14 protein-coding genes are annotated in these 15,440 nt (G+C 70.7%); 6 read left to right on the forward strand and 8 right to left on the reverse strand.

Annotated features, from left to right (window positions below; translation table 11 throughout):
- Positions 1–3 precede the first annotated feature (3 nt).
- Entirely contained in the window at positions 4–1,365 is a 1,362-nt protein-coding gene (locus tag ACFY3C_RS15205; protein ID WP_390771034.1) for an ABC transporter permease subunit, read from the forward strand.
- A gap of 8 nt (positions 1,366–1,373) precedes the next feature.
- Positions 1,374–2,213 carry a carbohydrate ABC transporter permease gene (locus tag ACFY3C_RS15210; RefSeq protein ID WP_386574474.1) on the forward strand — a complete coding sequence of 280 codons (840 nt, stop codon included), beginning with the start codon at positions 1,374–1,376 and terminating at the stop codon, positions 2,211–2,213.
- A 186-nt stretch (positions 2,214–2,399) separates the two neighbouring features.
- On the opposite strand, the gene pgl is transcribed toward ACFY3C_RS15210, so the two are convergent.
- From pgl to tkt, 5 genes are read right to left on the reverse strand one after another with little or no spacing between them, the layout of a single operon-like run.
- The gene (gene pgl, locus ACFY3C_RS15215) at positions 2,400–3,182 is read right to left on the reverse strand and encodes a 6-phosphogluconolactonase (protein WP_386574073.1); all 783 of its coding nucleotides are present in this window, start codon (positions 3,180–3,182) and stop codon (positions 2,400–2,402) included.
- Positions 3,179–4,240, reverse strand: coding sequence for a glucose-6-phosphate dehydrogenase assembly protein OpcA (gene opcA / locus ACFY3C_RS15220; RefSeq protein WP_390771035.1), 1,062 nt, complete (start codon positions 4,238–4,240; stop codon positions 3,179–3,181). The genes pgl and opcA overlap by 4 nt, the downstream gene beginning before the upstream one ends.
- Entirely contained in the window at positions 4,237–5,775 is a 1,539-nt protein-coding gene (gene zwf / locus ACFY3C_RS15225; RefSeq protein ID WP_389185506.1) for a glucose-6-phosphate dehydrogenase, read from the reverse strand. Before zwf ends, opcA begins: the two co-directional genes overlap by 4 nt.
- Before the next feature lies 1 nt (position 5,776).
- On the reverse strand, positions 5,777–6,895 hold the full coding sequence (tal, locus tag ACFY3C_RS15230; RefSeq protein ID WP_386574070.1) for a transaldolase: 1,119 nt from the start codon (positions 6,893–6,895) through the stop codon (positions 5,777–5,779).
- A gap of 33 nt (positions 6,896–6,928) precedes the next feature.
- On the reverse strand, positions 6,929–9,016 hold the full coding sequence (gene tkt / locus ACFY3C_RS15235; RefSeq protein ID WP_390771036.1) for a transketolase: 2,088 nt from the start codon (positions 9,014–9,016) through the stop codon (positions 6,929–6,931).
- A 377-nt stretch (positions 9,017–9,393) separates the two neighbouring features.
- Here tkt and ACFY3C_RS15240 point away from each other — a divergent pair, with 377 nt between their 5' ends.
- From ACFY3C_RS15240 to ACFY3C_RS15255, 4 genes are all read left to right on the forward strand, one after another.
- Complete coding sequence (locus ACFY3C_RS15240; protein WP_390771148.1) at positions 9,394–10,350, forward strand: heme o synthase; 957 nt, start codon at positions 9,394–9,396, stop codon at positions 10,348–10,350.
- 73 nt (positions 10,351–10,423) lie between these two features.
- A complete protein-coding gene (locus ACFY3C_RS15245; RefSeq protein ID WP_390771037.1) occupies positions 10,424–10,744 on the forward strand; it encodes a hypothetical protein in 321 nt (106 codons plus the stop codon).
- Positions 10,745–10,835: 91 nt separating this feature from the next.
- Complete coding sequence (locus ACFY3C_RS15250) at positions 10,836–11,942, forward strand: amidohydrolase family protein (RefSeq protein ID WP_386574067.1); 1,107 nt, start codon at positions 10,836–10,838, stop codon at positions 11,940–11,942.
- Positions 11,943–11,960: 18 nt separating this feature from the next.
- Positions 11,961–12,698: a nucleotidyltransferase domain-containing protein gene (locus tag ACFY3C_RS15255; protein WP_386574066.1), complete on the forward strand. Its 738-nt coding sequence runs from the start codon at positions 11,961–11,963 to the stop codon at positions 12,696–12,698.
- On the opposite strand, the gene ACFY3C_RS15260 is transcribed toward ACFY3C_RS15255, so the two are convergent.
- From ACFY3C_RS15260 to ACFY3C_RS15270, 3 genes are read right to left on the reverse strand one after another with little or no spacing between them, the layout of a single operon-like run.
- Complete coding sequence (locus ACFY3C_RS15260; RefSeq protein ID WP_390771038.1) at positions 12,653–13,672, reverse strand: heme A synthase; 1,020 nt, start codon at positions 13,670–13,672, stop codon at positions 12,653–12,655. The genes ACFY3C_RS15255 and ACFY3C_RS15260 overlap by 46 nt on opposite strands.
- 47 nt (positions 13,673–13,719) lie before the next feature.
- Positions 13,720–14,445 (reverse strand): ABC transporter permease, encoded by a 726-nt coding sequence (locus ACFY3C_RS15265; protein ID WP_390771149.1) that lies wholly within the window; start codon positions 14,443–14,445, stop codon positions 13,720–13,722.
- Positions 14,446–14,498: 53 nt separating this feature from the next.
- Positions 14,499–15,422 (reverse strand): ABC transporter ATP-binding protein, encoded by a 924-nt coding sequence (locus ACFY3C_RS15270; protein ID WP_390771039.1) that lies wholly within the window; start codon positions 15,420–15,422, stop codon positions 14,499–14,501.
- Between the last annotated feature and the right edge of the window lie 18 nt (positions 15,423–15,440).

The following is a 15,440-nucleotide window of genomic DNA, read 5'->3' on the forward strand; positions in this document are numbered from 1 at the left end:
CAGATGACCGTCACCACACTCGCCGAGCGACAGGCGAACCCGCGGGCCGCAGGCGCGGCCCGCGGGCGCCGCGGCCGGCGGCGCGCCCGCACCGTCGCCCTGCTCTTCGTCTTCCCCGCCCTGCTCCTGCTCGGCGCCCTCGTCGTCTACCCGGTGCTGTTCTCCGTCGGCCGCAGCTTCTTCGACGCCTCCGGCACCCGGTTCGTCGGCGGCGACAACTACGCCGAGATGTTCCGCGACCCGGCCACCCTGAAGGCCATCCGCAACACCACCATCTGGGTCGTCGTGGCCCCGGCCCTGCTCACCGGCCTCGGCCTGATCCTGGCCGTCCTGGTGGAGAAGGTGCGCTGGGCCACCGCCTTCAAGCTCCTGCTGTTCATGCCGATGGCCGTGTCCTTCCTCGCGGCCGGCATCATCTTCCGGCTCGCCTACGACGAGGACCCGGACAAGGGCGTCCTCAACGCCGCCGTGGTCTCCGTCCACGACGCCTTCACGGGGACCTCGTCGTATCCGACGGCCCGGGCGCGTGACGGGCAGGGCCTCAGCCCGGGCCGGGACGGTTCGTATCTGACGGACGCGGACCTGTCCCCGGGGCACTCGGTGGCCCTCGGCCTGGTGGGCGTCCTGCCCAAGGACCTGCCGAAGGGCACCTCGCCCGCCTACCCGGCCGCGGCCCGCTCGGCAGCGGCCGACGAACTGCGCGGCGTGGTCTACCTGGACTTCACGCCCGGCGGGGGAGGGAAGCAGGGCAGGGTCGACCCGTTGGAGAGCGGCCTGCCCGGCATGAAGGTCGAGGCGCTGCGCGACGGAAAGACGGTCGCGAGCACCACGTCCGCGTCCGACGGCTCCTTCCGCTTCTCCGGGCTCGACCAGGGCTCGTACACCGTGAAGCTGCCCGCGTCGAACTTCGCGCCGCCCTACCAGGGAGTCTCCTGGCTCGGCCCGACGCTCGTCACACCGGCGATCATCGGCGCGTACCTGTGGATCTGGACCGGCTTCGCGATGGTGCTGATCGGCGCGGGTCTGTCGACCCTCCCACGGGACGCCCTGGAAGCCGCCCGGATGGACGGCGCGAACGAGTGGCAGATCTTCCGCAGGATCACGGTCCCGCTGCTCGCCCCCGTGCTGACCGTCGTGTTCGTGACCCTCGTGATCAACGTGATGAAGGTCTTCGACCTCGTCTACATCATCGCGCCGGGACCGGTGCAGGAGGACGCCACCGTCCTCGCGACCCAGATGTGGCTGGTGTCCTTCGGCGGTGGCAACAACCAGGGCCTGGGCAGTGCCCTCGGTGTGTTGCTCCTGCTCCTGGTGATCCCCGCGATGGTCTTCAACGTCCGCCGCTTCCGAAGGAGTCAGCGATGAACTCGGCCATGAACACGGTCAGGCGCGGCCTGGGCAACGGTCTGGTGCAGGCGTTCCTCGTGGTGATCGGCCTGGTCTGGCTGACTCCGCTGGCGGGACTGTTCGTGTCGTCCCTCCGGTCGGCCCAGGACACGGCGAAGGGCGGCTGGTGGACCGCTCTGGCGAGCCCCGGCCAGCTGTCCTTCGACAACTACTCGGCGCTGCTGAAGAACTCCGGCATGACCCAGGCGTTCTGGAACACCGTGCTGATCTCGGTGCCGACGACCGCCCTGGTCGTCGTCATCGCGGCGCTCGCCGGATACGCCTTCGCCTGGCTGGACTTCCCCGGCCGCGAGCCGCTGTTCCTGCTGGTGGTGGCCCTGTTGGTGGTGCCGGTGCAGATCGGCCTGCTGCCGGTGGCCAAACTCTTCGGCCAGCTGGGCCTGTTCGGCACTATCCCCGGCGTGGTCCTCTTCCACGTCGCCTACGGCCTGCCCTTCGCGGTGTTCCTACTGCGGAACTACTTCGCGGAGATGCCGAAGGAGATGCTGGAGGCCGCGCGCATGGACGGTGGCAGCGAGTGGCGCATCTTCACCCGTCTGGTCCTGCCGGTGGGCCGCCCGGCCATCGCCAGCCTCGCCATCTTCCAGTTCCTGTGGGTCTGGAACGACATGCTGGTCGCCCTGCTCTTCGCCGACAGCTCGTCCCAGCCGCTGACGGTTGAACTCCAGTCCCAGATCCGCCAGTTCGGCAGCAACATCGACGTCCTGGCGCCGGGTGCGTTTCTGTCCCTGATCGTGCCGGTGGTGGTGTTCTTCGCGTTCCAGCGGCACTTTGTGCAGGGGGTGATGGCTGGGTCGGTCAAGTAGTTACCCCGACCCAGCCAGGGGGCTCCGCCCCCTGGACCCCCGGCCTATGCCCACCCACCACCCGACTCGGTAGGCAGAAAAGCGGAGGTGCCATCCGAGACCTCGCTTCTCAGCCGACCGAGTCGGGTGGGCGGGTGGGAAACGGGGGTCCAGGGGGCGGAGCCCCCCTGGGACGGTCACCGCGACTTACGGGGACGCCGGCGGGTACAGCGACCGAGGCAGCTGCGAGGCCGCAGCCGCGTCCAGCAGCCACAGGGTGCGTTGCCTGCCGTACGCGCCCGCCGCCGGTGCCTGGACCTCGCCCGCGCCCGACAGGGCGATGGCCACGGCCTGGGCCTTGTCCTCGCCGGCCGCGAGCAGCCAGACCTCACGGGCCGAGCGGATCGCCGGAAGGGTCAGCGAGACCCGGGTCGGCGGCGGCTTGGGGGCGCCGTGGACGCCGACCACCGTCCGCTCCGTCTCGCGCACCGCGGGCAGCTCCGGGAAGAGTGAGGCCACGTGGGTGTCCGGGCCGACGCCCAGCATCAGCACGTCGAAGGAGGGAACGGCCCCGTGGTTCTCCGGGCCGGCCGCCTTCGCCAGTTCCGCCGCGTATGCCTCCGCGGCAGCCTCCACGTCGGCACCGTACGGCCCGTCGGAGGCGGGCATGGCGTGCACGCGCTCCGGGTCCACCGGCACGGCGTCCAGCAGGGCCTCGCGGGCCTGCGTGACATTGCGCTCCGGGTCGCCCTCGGGGAGGTAGCGCTCGTCGCCCCACCAGAGGTCGAGCCGGCTCCAGTCGACGGCGTCCCGGGCGGGGGCCGCCGCCAGCGCGGCCAGCAGGCCATTGCCGTTGCGGCCACCCGTGAGGACCACGGACGCGTGGCCCCGGGAGGCCTGCGCGTCCACGATCTTCGTGATCAGACGGGCCGCGGCCGCCTGCGCCATCAGTTCCTTGTCGCGGTGCACGACCAGCTGCGGAGTGCTCACTTCGCCGCCTTCTTCGCCGGGGCCTTCTTTGCGGCCGCCTTCTTCGCGGGCGCCGCGGCGACCTCCGCCTCGGCCCCCGTCCCGGACCCCGTCCCGGCCTGTGCCACCGGCTCCGCCGCGGCGGGCCAGGTGCCCGGGTTCAGCCGCTCCACGCCGTAGCGCAGCGCCGACGCGTAGGTGTCGTCCGGGTCGAGGCGGCGCAGCTCCTCCGCGATCAGCTCGGCGGTGTCCCGCCGCTTGAGCGCGACCGCGCGGGCCGGCTGGCCCTCGATGGCCAGGGTGGCCAGCGAGCCGTCGGCCCGGTCCAGGACGATCGGACCGCAGCTGGTGTCGATGCGGACGGCGGTCAGACCCGGGCCCGAGGACAGCGAGCGCCTCACGGGGACGTCCAGCCGGTCCGCGAGCCACATCGCCAGCAGCTCACAGCTCGGGTTGAACTCCTCGCCCTCCACCTCGACGGCCTTCACCTCGCAGACCACCTGGTCCAGGGCCGCCGCCAGCATCGAGCGCCACGGCGTGATCCGGGTCCAGGACAGGTCGGTGTCGCCGGGCGTGTAGGTCTCGGCACGGGCGGACAGCTCCCGTACCGGCTGCTCGGCGGCGTAGGTGTCGGTGACCCGGCGCTGGGCCAGCGCGCCCAGCGGGTCCTTGGCCGGGTCCAGCGGGGCGTTCGCCGGCCACCAGACGACGACCGGGGCGTCCGGCAGCAGCAGCGGCAGGACGACCGAGTCGGCGTGGTCGGACACCTCGCCGTACAGCCGCAGCACCACCGTCTCGCCGGTGCCCGCGTCCGCGCCCACCCGCACCTCGGCGTCCAGCCGGGACGACGTACGGTTGCGCGGGGACCGGGAGACGCGCTTGATGACCACCAGCGTGCGCGAGGGGTGCTCGCGCGAGGCGTCGTTGGCGGCCTTGAGGGCGTCGTAGGCGTTCTCCTCGTCGGTGACGATGACGAGGGTCAGGACCATGCCGACGGCCGGGGTGCCGATGGCCCGGCGGCCCTGCACGAGCGCCTTGTTGATCTCGCCGGCGGTGGTGCCGGTCAGGTCTATCTTCATGGCCGGCGCCAGCTCCGTCCGTCTCGTGCGAGCATCTCGTCCGCCTCGGCGGGGCCCCAGGTGCCCGACGGGTACTGCGCGGGCCTGCCGTGCTTGTCCCAGTACTCCTCGATCGGGTCGAGGATCTTCCAGGACAGCTCGACCTCCTCCGTGCGCGGGAAGAGGTTGGCGTCGCCCAGCAGCACGTCCAGGATCAGCCGCTCGTAGGCCTCCGGGCTGGACTCCGTGAAGGACTCGCCATAGGCGAAGTCCATGGACACGTCCCGGATCTCCATCGAGGTGCCCGGCACCTTGGAGCCGAAGCGGACCGTGATGCCCTCGTCCGGCTGGACGCGGATGACGACCGCGTTGGAGCCCAGCTCCTCCGTCGCCGTGTGGTCGAAGGGGGAGTGCGGGGCCCGCTGGAAGACGACGGCGATCTCGGTGACGCGGCGGCCGAGACGCTTGCCGGTGCGCAGATAGAAGGGGACACCCGCCCAGCGGCGGTTGTCGATGCCCAGCTTGATCGCGGCGAAGGTGTCGGTCTTCGACTTCGGGTCGATGCCGTCCTCTTCGAGGTAGCCGATGACCTTCTCGCCGCCCTGCCAGCCCGCGGCGTACTGCCCGCGGACGGTGGAGCGGCCCAGGTCCTTCGGCAGCCGGACGGCGCCGAGCACCTTGGTCTTCTCGGCGGCCAGCGCGTCCGCGTCGAAGGAGGCGGGCTCCTCCATCGCGGTCAGCGCGAGCAGCTGGAGCAGGTGGTTCTGGATGACGTCACGGGCGGCGCCGATGCCGTCGTAGTAGCCGGCGCGGCCGCCGATGCCGATGTCCTCGGCCATGGTGATCTGCACATGGTCCACGAAGGACCTGTTCCAGATCGGCTCGAACATCGTGTTGGCGAAGCGCAGCGCCAGGATGTTCTGGACGGTCTCCTTGCCGAGGTAGTGGTCGATCCGGAACACCTGGTCCGGCTCGAACACCTCGTGCACGACCTTGTTCAGCTCCTCGGCCGACTCCAGGTCGTGGCCGAAGGGCTTCTCGATGACCGCGCGGCGCCAGGAGCCGCCGGTCTGGTCGGCCAGCCCGTGCTTCTTCAGCTGCTGGATGACCACGGGGAAGGAGCGCGGCGGCACCGACAGGTAGAAGGCGAAGTTGCCGCCCGTGCCCTGTGCCTTGTCCAGCTCCTCGATGGTGGCGCGCAGCCGCTCGAACGCGTCGTCGTCGTCGAAGGTGCCCTGGACGAAGCGCATCCCCTGGATGAGCTGCTGCCAGACCTCCTCACGGAACGGCGTACGCGCGTGCGCCTTGACGGCGTCGTGGACCTCGGCCGCGAAGTCCTCGTTCTCCCACTCGCGGCGGGCGAAGCCCACCAGGGAGAAGCCCGGCGGAAGCAGACCGCGGTTCGCGAGGTCGTACACCGCGGGCATCAGCTTCTTGCGGGACAGGTCGCCCGTGACGCCGAAGATCACCAGGCCCGACGGCCCCGCGATACGCGGGAGCCGTCGGTCGGCGGGGTCACGAAGCGGGTTCGCTCCGGAACCAGCAAGGGGTGACAACTCAGCCCTCCGAGGGGGCGAGGCGCTTCAGCTCCGCCTCGGTCGACTTCAGCAGGTCGTTCCAGGACGCCTCGAACTTCTCGACGCCCTCGTCCTCCAGAACCTGGACCACGTCGTCGTACGAGATCCCGAGCTTCTCGAGCGCGTCGAGGTCGGCGCGGGCCTGCTCGTAGGTACCGGCGACGGTGTTGCCGGTGATCTCGCCGTGGTCCTCGGTGGCCTCCAGCGTGGCCTCCGGCATGGTGTTGACCGTGTTCGGCGCGACCAGGTCCGTCACGTACATGGTGTCCTGGTACGCCGGGTCCTTCACGCCGGTCGACGCCCACAGCGGACGCTGCTTGTTGGCGCCCGCGTTCTCCAGCGCCTTCCAGCGGTCGGAGGAGAAGACCTCCTCGTACGCCTGGTAGGCGAGACGGGCGTTGGCGACGGCGGCCTTGCCGCGCAGCGCCTTGGCCTCGTCGGTGCCGAGCCCCTCCAGGCGCTTGTCGATCTCGGTGTCCACGCGGGACACGAAGAAGGACGCCACGGAGTGGATCAGGGAGAGGTCCAGGCCCTTTTCGCGCGCCTTCTCCAGGCCCGTGATGAAGGCGTCCATGACCGCGCGGTAGCGCTCCAGGGAGAAGATCAGCGTGACGTTGACGCTGATCCCGTTGCCGATCGTCTCCGCGATCGCCGGCAGACCCGCCTTGGTGGCCGGGATCTTGATCAGGGTGTTCGGGCGGTCGACCAGCCAGGCCAGCTGCTTGGCCTCGGCGACGGTCGCCCGGGTGTTGTGGGCCAGGCGCGGGTCGACCTCGATGGAGACCCGGCCGTCCTGGCCGTCGGTGGCGTCGAAGACCGGGCGCAGGATGTCGGCGGCGTCCCGGACGTCCGCCGTGGTGATCATGCGGATGGCCTCGTCGACGGTGACCTTGCGGGCGGCGAGGTCCGACAGCTGCTGCTCGTAGCCGTCGCCGCCGCTGATCGCCTTCTGGAAGATCGTCGGGTTGGTGGTGACGCCCACGACGTGCTGCTGGTCGATCAGCTCGGCGAGGTTGCCGGACGTGATCCGCTTGCGCGACAGGTCGTCCAGCCAGATCGCGACGCCTTCCTCGGAGAGGCGCTTGAGTGCGTCTGTCATGGAATTACATCTCCTACGTGTCGTGTATGGGCGTCAGCGCTGGGCGTCGGCGAGGGATTCCCGGGCCTTCGCGGCCACGTTCTCGGCAGTGAAGCCGAATTCGCGGAAGAGGACCTTGCCGTCCGCGGACGCACCGAAGTGCTCCAGGGAAACGATGCGGCCGGCGTTCCCGACGTACTTGTGCCAGGTGAGGCCGATGCCCGCCTCGACCGCGACACGGGCCTTCACGGACGGCGGCAGCACGGAGTCCCGGTACGCCTGGTCCTGCTCCTCGAACCACTCCACCGACGGCATCGACACGACCCGCGTCGGCACCCCGTCGGCCTGCAGCTGCTCGCGCGCCTCGACGGCCACGTGCACCTCGGAACCGGTGGCGATCAGGATCACCTGCGGCTCGCCGCCGTCAGCGTCGAACAGGACGTAACCGCCGCGCGCGGCCTCGTCGTTGGGCTCGTACACCGGCACACCCTGGCGGGTCAGCGCGAGGCCGTGGGGCTGGCCCTTGCCGAACTCCTTGGTGTAGCGCTTGAGAATCTCGCGCCAGGCGATCGCGGTCTCGTTGGCGTCCGCCGGGCGGACGACGTTCAGGCCCGGGATCGCGCGCAGCGAGGCCAGGTGCTCGACCGGCTGGTGGGTGGGCCCGTCCTCGCCCAGGCCGATGGAGTCGTGCGTCCACACGTACGTCACCGGCAGGTGCATCAGGGCCGACAGGCGCACCGCGTTGCGCATGTAGTCGGAGAAGACGAGGAACGTACCGCCGTAGACACGGGTGTTTCCGTGCAGCGTGATGCCGTTCATCTCCGCGGCCATGGAGTGCTCGCGGATGCCGAAGTGGATGGTGCGGCCGTACGGGTCCGCCTCCGGCAGCGGGTTGTCCGCCGGCAGGAACGAGCTGTCCTTGTCGATGGTCGTGTTGTTCGACCCGGCGAGGTCGGCGGAGCCGCCCCACAGCTCGGGGACGACCGCGCCCAGCGCCTGCAGCACCTTGCCGGAGGCGGCACGCGTCGCGACGCCCTTGCCCGGCTCGAAGACCGGGAGCTTCTCCTCCCAGCCGGTGGGCAGCTCGCCCGCGCTGATCCGGTCGAACTCGGCCGCGCGCTCGGCGTTGTTGTCGCGCCAGAGCTGGAAGGACTTCTCCCACTCCGCCTTGGCGTCGCGGCCACGCTCCAGGGCCTGGCGGGTGTGACCCAGCACCTCGTCGGAGACCTCGAAGGACTGCTCCGGGTCGAAGCCGAGGACGCGCTTGGTGGCCGCGACCTCCTCGTCGCCGAGCGCCGAGCCGTGCGCGGCCTCGGTGTTCTGCGCGTTCGGGGCCGGCCAGGCGATGATCGAGCGCATCGCGATGAAGGACGGCCTGTCCGTGACCTTCTTCGCGGCCTCGATCGCGTTGTAGATGGCGTGCGGGTCGAGGTCGCCGTCCGGCTTCGGGGCGATCCGCTGCACGTGCCAGCCGTAGGCCTCGTACCGCTTGACCGTGTCCTCGGAGACGGCCGTCTCGGTGTCGCCCTCGATCGAGATGTGGTTGTCGTCCCACAGCAGGATCAGGTTGCCGAGCTGCTGGTGGCCGGCGAGCGAGGACGCCTCGGCGGAGATGCCCTCCTGCAGGCAGCCGTCACCGGCGATGCAGTAGATGAAGTGGTCGAACGGGGACTCGCCCTGGGGGGCGTCCGGGTCGAACAGACCGCGCTCGTAGCGGGCGGCCATGGCCATGCCCACCGCGTTGGCGACACCCTGGCCCAGCGGACCCGTGGTGGTCTCGACACCCTTGGTGTGCCCGTACTCCGGGTGGCCCGGGGTCTTCGAGCCCCAGGTGCGGAAGGCCTTCAGGTCGTCCAGCTCCAGGCCGAAGCCGGCCAGGTAGAGCTGTGTGTAGAGGGTCAGGGACGAGTGGCCGGCGGACAGCACGAAGCGGTCGCGGGCGACCCACTCCGGGTCGGCCGGGTCGTGCCGCATCACCTTCTGGAAGAGGGTGTACGCGGCCGGAGCCAGGCTCATCGCCGTACCGGGATGGCCGTTGCCGACCTTCTGTACGGCGTCGGCGGCCAGGACGCGAGCGGTGTCCACGGCCCGCTGGTCCAGCTCGGTCCACTCAAGGTCTGTGGTGGTCGGCTTGGTGCTCACCCTGGGTCAGGGCTCCTCTCCACATGTCGGTCGCCGGTCTTCGGGGCATGCGCCCACCCGGCCGCCGGTGCACTTCTGCCCACCGGCCGTTGTTGAGCCTACCCCCGTAAGGACGTGCATTTTTTCGAGTGATTCCAGACTGCCGGGACTCTTGGAGATCCGCCTCCCGACTGGCCGAGGACCCATTCGGCACATGAATACGGAGCCGCTCATCTGACTGCTCAATCGAGCCCTACGACCCCTCTGATGCGCCGCCCGCCAACACGACCCCACCCCCGCGAAGGCCGAGGTATGGGCAACGTCTAAAGTGGCGTGGTACGCGCGAGCCTTTACCCCGACTTCACACGGGGAGGCTTGCTGGGATGTCTCTGTCAGGGGTGTGCGTGACGGCCGTCGAATCCCGTCCAGCGGGTGTGGTTCGTGGTGCGAACCAGCGCCCGGTTCACCGGCCGTTCGGGGCCCGTGTCAAGGCGTTCGTGGCGCTGACCAAGCCGCGGATCATCGAGCTGCTGCTCATCACCACCGTTCCGGTGATGTTCCTGGCGCAGCAGGGTGTACCCGACCTGAAGCTGGTCCTGCTCACCTGCCTCGGCGGCTACCTCTCGGCGGGCGGCGCGAACGCGCTGAACATGTACATCGACCGGGACATCGACGCCGTGATGGACCGCACCTCGCAGCGCCCGCTGGTGACCGGGATGGTCAGCCCGCTCGAGTGCCTGGTCTTCGGCATCACCCTCGCGGTCGTCTCGACGCTGCTGTTCGGGTTGACCGTCAACTGGCTGAGTGCCTGGCTGTCACTCGGAGCGCTCCTTTTCTACGTCGTCGTCTACACGATGATCCTCAAGCGGCGTACGTCGCAGAACATCGTGTGGGGCGGCATCGCCGGCTGCCTGCCGGTGCTGATCGGCTGGTCCTCGGTCACCAATTCGATGTCCTGGGCGCCGATCATCCTCTTCCTCGTCATGTTCTTCTGGACGCCGCCGCACTACTGGCCGCTGTCCATGAAGGTCAAGGACGACTACGCGCGCGCGGGCGTGCCGATGCTCCCGGTCATCGCCTCCAACAAGGTGGTCGCCCGGCAGATCGTCATCTACAGCTGGGTGATGGTCGCCGTCTCCCTGCTGCTGACCCCGCTCGGCTACACCGGCTGGTTCTACACCCTGGTCGCCCTCGCGGCCGGCGGCTTCTGGCTGTGGGAGGCGCACGGGCTGCAGAACCGGGCGAAGGCCGAGGTGACCGGCGCCAAGCTCAAGGAGATGCGCCTCTTCCACTGGTCGATCACCTACGTGTCGATCCTCTTCGTCGCGGTCGCCGTGGACCCCTTCCTGCACTGACGGACCGCCGTACGTCACAGGTCACAGGGCCCTGCTCTCGCCAGCCGATCTACCCGTGAGTAGCATCCTGACCATGGCAGACACGCAGCAGGTTGACCCGAAGGCCGAGCGCACCGCGGCCCGGCTCGCGAAGCAGATCAGCGCCTTCTCCAAGACCCACGGCGGCGCCGAGGGCCAGGTGGCCCACATCGGCGAGCGCGGCGCCCGGATCGTCCTCGTCGGCGAGGACGGCAGCTGGGGCGACCTGGTGGCCCCCAGCACCGAGATCGCCGAGCAGGCGGTGCAGAAGGCGGGCATCGCGGTCCACGAGTCCTTCGACGGCGAGTTCGCGGCGAAGGTGAAGACGGGTCCGTACGAGTGGAAGCGCATGGCGGGCATCCAGGTCGGCGGCTGACCGGCCGACCCACCAAAGGGCGCTGAACCCGCGACCTCGAACCCGGTTCACCCGTTAGGACGTGTAAGACCACGTCCCACGGGGAGTCCGGATGATCGAAACGCCGTCCCTCGTGGACCAGTACTGCCACGGCGTACTGAGAACGGAACTGGGCCTCGGCACCTTCGAGGCCCAGCTCGCCCGCACCGAGGGCCCGCCCGCGCCGGGCACCACCCTCTTCGACACCCAGACCGGTTTCGCCGTGCGGCGCTGGTGCCCGCCCCTGCTCGGCCTGGAACCCCACTGCTCGCCCGCCCACTATCTCGCCCAGCGCCGCGAGCTCGGCATGCTGGAAGCCGGCCGCAGGCTGCTGCGGGGCAGCGGCATCACCACCTACCTCGTCGACACGGGCCTGCCCGGCGACCTCACCGGCCCCGCCGAGATGGCCTCCACGGGCGATGCCGAGGCCCGCGAGATCATCCGGCTGGAGCTGCTCGCGGAGCAGGTCGCCGACACCTCCGGCACGGTCGAGTCCTTTCTCGCCAACCTCGCCGAGTCGGTGCACGCGGCCGCCGCCGACGCCGTCGCCTTCACCTCCGTCGCGGGCGTACGGCACGGCCTCGCGCTCGCGCCGGAGCCGCCCGGACCGGGCGAGGTGCGCGGGGCGGCGGGCCGCTGGCTGGCCGGTCGGCGGGTCGGTGGCGAGCTGACCGATCCGGTGCTGCTACGGCACCTGCTGTGGATCGCGGTCGCCTCGGGACGGCCCCTGCAGCTGCACTCCGGGCTCGGCGAGCCGGGCTCGCGAATCGACCGTACGGACCCGGTCCTGCTCACCGACTTCGTCCGGGCCACGGCCGGGCTCGGCACGGATCTGATCCTGCTGCACAGCTACCCGTACCACCGCCACACCGCCCACCTGGCCGGCGTCTTCCCGCACGTGTACGCCGACTCGGGCGCGGCCCTGGTCCGCACCGGTGCCCGTGCGGCCACGGTCCTCGCCGAGATCCTGGAGCTGGCCCCCTTCGGCAAGATCCTGTTCTCCAGCGGCGCCCACGGCCTGCCCGAGCTGCATGTCGTCGGGGCCCGGCTGTTCCGCGAGGCGCTGGGCCGGGTGCTGGGCGGCTGGGTGGCCGAGGGCGCGTGGTCCTTGGAGGACGCGCAGCGGGTGGCCCGGATGGTCGCGGCGGACAACGCGCGGCGGGTGTACGGGCTGGGGTGAGCTGTACAGACTGAGGGGATGGACACCGAGACGTTGCTGGCCCGCTTCCTCCGTGAACTGACGGCACTGAGGCCCGTCGCCGTCTGGGCGCACGGTTCGCTCGCCGCGGGCGACTACCAGGAGAGTCGCAGCGACCTTGATCTGATCGCGGTGCTGCCGCACCCCGTGACCCCGCGCGTCGTATGGAAGGTCGCGGTGGTGCATGCCCGCATGCGTGCCCAGCCCCTCGCTGCCAGGATGCACTGCACCTATCTGACCCCGGACACCGCGGACGACGCCTCCCGCCGCCATCTGACGTGGGCGCACGAGCAGCTGTTCAAGCGGCCGGTCACCCCGGTGACCCGGCGGGAACTGCACGCCTTCGGGCGGGTGCTGCACGGGCACATGCCCGCCGGGCTGCTGCCGCCGGTGCCGGACCGGGAGCTCGGCGACTTCGTCGTACGGGACCAGCGGGACTTCTGGCGGCCCGCCGTCGACAACGCCCCGCTGTGGACGCGGGACGTGTGGGTCGACCTGGGGATGATCACCTTCGCCCGGGCCACCGTCACCGCGCGCGACGGCCGGCTGATCTCCAAGCGCGAGGCCCTGGACCTGCTGCCCGGCCTGGGTGCACCCGTCGAGGTCGTCGAAGACATCCGCCGACGCCGCTACGGCGACTGTGTGCCGCCCACCGAGGAGTGGACGGCTCGTCGGGCCCGGCTGACCCGGGACTACCTGGGTCCGGCGATCGAGGCGTTCACGGAGTCGTACGCCTGAGCGGGGAGACCGGCCGTCGCATCGGGGCGTTCCCGCAGCGACAGCAGGACGCGCAGGACACCGATCCACACCAGGCACGAGCCGAACATGTGGAGGGCGACGAGCACCTCGGGCAGGTGCGTGAAGTACTGGACGTAGCCGATCACACCCTGCGCGAGCAGGATCAGGAACAGCTCGCGGGTGCGGTCGAGGGGGCCCTTGGGGGCGTCGACGGCCTTGAGCACGAACCACAGGGCGAAGGTGAGGGTCACCACGATCCAGGCGAGCACGGCGTGCAGCTTGCTGACCGTCTCCCAGTCGATCGGGATCCGGTTGATCTCGCTGGAGTCACCCGCGTGCGGCCCGGCCCCGGTCACCACCGTGCCGACCGCGACGAGCAGCACGGACGCGACCACCAGGAACCAGACCAGCTGCTGCACGGCCTTGCCGACCAGCGGCCGCGGCGCCGCGTCGCCCTCACGGGTGCGCTGCCACATCACCGTGGCGACGGTGATCAGGGCCGTCGAGAGCAGAAAGTGCGCGGCGACCGTGTACGGGTTCAGACCCACCAGGACCACGATGCCGCCGAGCACCGCGTTGCCCATGACCACCCAGAACTGCGTCCAGCCGAGCCGGGTGAGGCTGCGCCGGTACGGCTTCTCGGAGCGTGCCGCGATGATCGCCCAGCCGATGGCGGCGCACAGTACGTACGTCAGCATGCGGTTGCCGAACTCGATGGCACCGTGGAAGCCCATCGCGCTGGTGGTGGTCAGCGAGTCCTCGGTGCACGTGGGCCAGGTCGGGCAGCCCAGGCCCGAGCCGGTCAGGCGCACGGCACCGCCGGTGACGACGATGACGACCGACATCACGAGCGCGGAGAGCGCCGCCCGCCGGACCGTCCGGGGGTCCGGGGTCCAGCGTGCGGCGATGAAGGCGAGCGGGTTGCGCAGCGCCGCTACGACGTCGGCGCGGGTCAGCTTTGGCACGTGCACCATCGTAGGCCGCCGCTTGTGCACGCTTTCACGAGGGTCCCGTGCCGGGTCTACTCCCAGCGGAAGAACCGCCCGGCCGCCGCGAGCCCCACGACCCCCCACACGGCGAGGATGCCCAGGTCGCCCCACGGCATCCCGGCGCCGTGCTGGAGCACGTCCCGCAGGCCGTCCGAGAGGGCCGAGATGGGCAGCAGGCCGAGGATGTGCTGACCGGCCGAGCCGAACTTGTCCAGCGGCACGATCACACCGCCGCCGACGAGCAGCAGCAGGAAGACCAGGTTGGCGGCGGCCAGCGTCGCCTCCGCCTTCAGGGTGCCCGCCATCAGCAGGCCGAGCCCCGAGAAGGCGGCCGTGCCGAGGATCAGCAGGAGCAGGACGGCGAGCACGCTGGTCCCAGTGCCATGCGGGGACCAGCCCAGCGCGAAGGCGATCACCGTCAGCAGGATCACCTGGAGGACCTCGGTGACCAGGACGGACGCCGTCTTCGCGGTCATCAGGCCCCAGCGCGGCAGTGGGGAGGAGGCGAGCCGCTTCAGCACGCCGTAGCGGCGCTCGAAGCCGGTCGCGATGGCCTGCCCGGTGAACGCCGTCGACATCACGGCGAGGGCCAGGATGCCCGGGGCGAGGAAGTCGACCGCCTTGCCCTTGCCGGTGTCGACGATGTCCACGGAGCTGAAGAGCACCAGCAGCAGGGTCGGGATCACGACCGTCAGCAGCAGCTGCTCGCCGTTGCGCAACAGCATCCTGGTCTCCAGCGCCGCCTGGGCCGCGATCATGCGCGGGAGGGGCGCCGCACCCGGCTTCGGGGCGTACGTACCGGTCGCGGTCGTCACGAGCGCAGCTCCTTGCCGGTCAGCTCCAGGAAGACATCTTCCAAAGTGTGCCGCTCCACCGAGATCCGGTCCGGCATCACCCCGTGCTGGGCGCACCACGAGGTCACCGTGGCCAGCAGCTGCGGGTCGACCTTGCCGACGACCCGGTAGCTGCCCGGGGTCAGCTCCGCGGCCGTGCAGTCGGCCGGGAGCGCCTTGAGCAGGGAGGCCACGTCGAGGCCGGGACGGCCGGTGAAGCGCAGGGTGTTCTCGGCGCCGCCCTTGCACAGCTCCTCCGGGGAGCCCTGGGCGATGACCCGGCCGCCGTCGATGATCGCGACGTCGTCGGCGAGCTGCTCGGCCTCGTCCATGTAGTGCGTGGTGAGGATCACCGAGACGCCGTCGGCGCGCAGGTCCTTGACCAGGTCCCAGGTGGCCCGGCGGGCCTGCGGGTCGAGGCCGGCGGTCGGCTCGTCCAGGAAGACCAGCTCGGGGCGCCCGACGACGGCCATGGCGAGCGCCAGCCGCTGCTGCTGCCCGCCGGACAGCCGGCGGTAGCCGGTGCGGCCGCAGGAGCCGAGCCCGAGGCGTTCCATCAGCGTGTCCACGTCCAGCGGGTGCGCGTGCAGCCTGGCCACGTGGCGCAGCATCTCGTCCGCTCGGGCGCCGGAGTACACGCCCCCGGACTGGAGCATCACGCCGATGCGCGGACGCAGCTCGGCGGACTGCCGCACCGGGTCGAGCCCCAGGACCCGGACCGTGCCGGAATCCGGCTTCCGGTACCCCTCGCAGGTCTCGACCGTGGTCGTCTTCCCCGCCCCGTTGGGGCCGAGCACGGCGGTCACGCCCGCCTGGGCCGCCAGGTCGAGGCCGTCCACCGCGGTCTTCGTGCCGTACCGCTTCACCAGGGCCTGGACCTGGACCACGGGCTCACTTCGCATGGCTCCAGAGTCTAGGGA

It is taken from the genome of Streptomyces sp. NPDC001410, from assembly GCF_042895235.1.
Taxonomy (GTDB): Bacteria; Actinomycetota; Actinomycetes; order Streptomycetales; family Streptomycetaceae; genus Streptomyces.

Excerpts from the sequence above, each read along its gene's own strand:
- ACFY3C_RS15205 (WP_390771034.1), top strand. The coding sequence starts at position 4 with ATGACCGTCACCACACTCGCCGAGCGACAGGCGAACCCGCGGGCCGCA.
- tal (WP_386574070.1), bottom strand. The coding sequence starts at position 6,895 with ATGACAGACGCACTCAAGCGCCTCTCCGAGGAAGGCGTCGCGATCTGG.
- ACFY3C_RS15270 (WP_390771039.1), bottom strand. The coding sequence starts at position 15,422 with ATGCGAAGTGAGCCCGTGGTCCAGGTCCAGGCCCTGGTGAAGCGGTAC.
- ACFY3C_RS15260 (WP_390771038.1), bottom strand. The coding sequence starts at position 13,672 with ATGGTGCACGTGCCAAAGCTGACCCGCGCCGACGTCGTAGCGGCGCTG.
- ACFY3C_RS15210 (WP_386574474.1), top strand. The coding sequence starts at position 1,374 with ATGAACACGGTCAGGCGCGGCCTGGGCAACGGTCTGGTGCAGGCGTTC.
- ACFY3C_RS15265 (WP_390771149.1), bottom strand. The coding sequence starts at position 14,445 with ATGATCGCGGCCCAGGCGGCGCTGGAGACCAGGATGCTGTTGCGCAAC.
- opcA (WP_390771035.1), bottom strand. The coding sequence starts at position 4,240 with ATGAAGATAGACCTGACCGGCACCACCGCCGGCGAGATCAACAAGGCG.
- ACFY3C_RS15250 (WP_386574067.1), top strand. The coding sequence starts at position 10,836 with ATGATCGAAACGCCGTCCCTCGTGGACCAGTACTGCCACGGCGTACTG.
- ACFY3C_RS15255 (WP_386574066.1), top strand. The coding sequence starts at position 11,961 with ATGGACACCGAGACGTTGCTGGCCCGCTTCCTCCGTGAACTGACGGCA.
- ACFY3C_RS15245 (WP_390771037.1), top strand. The coding sequence starts at position 10,424 with ATGGCAGACACGCAGCAGGTTGACCCGAAGGCCGAGCGCACCGCGGCC.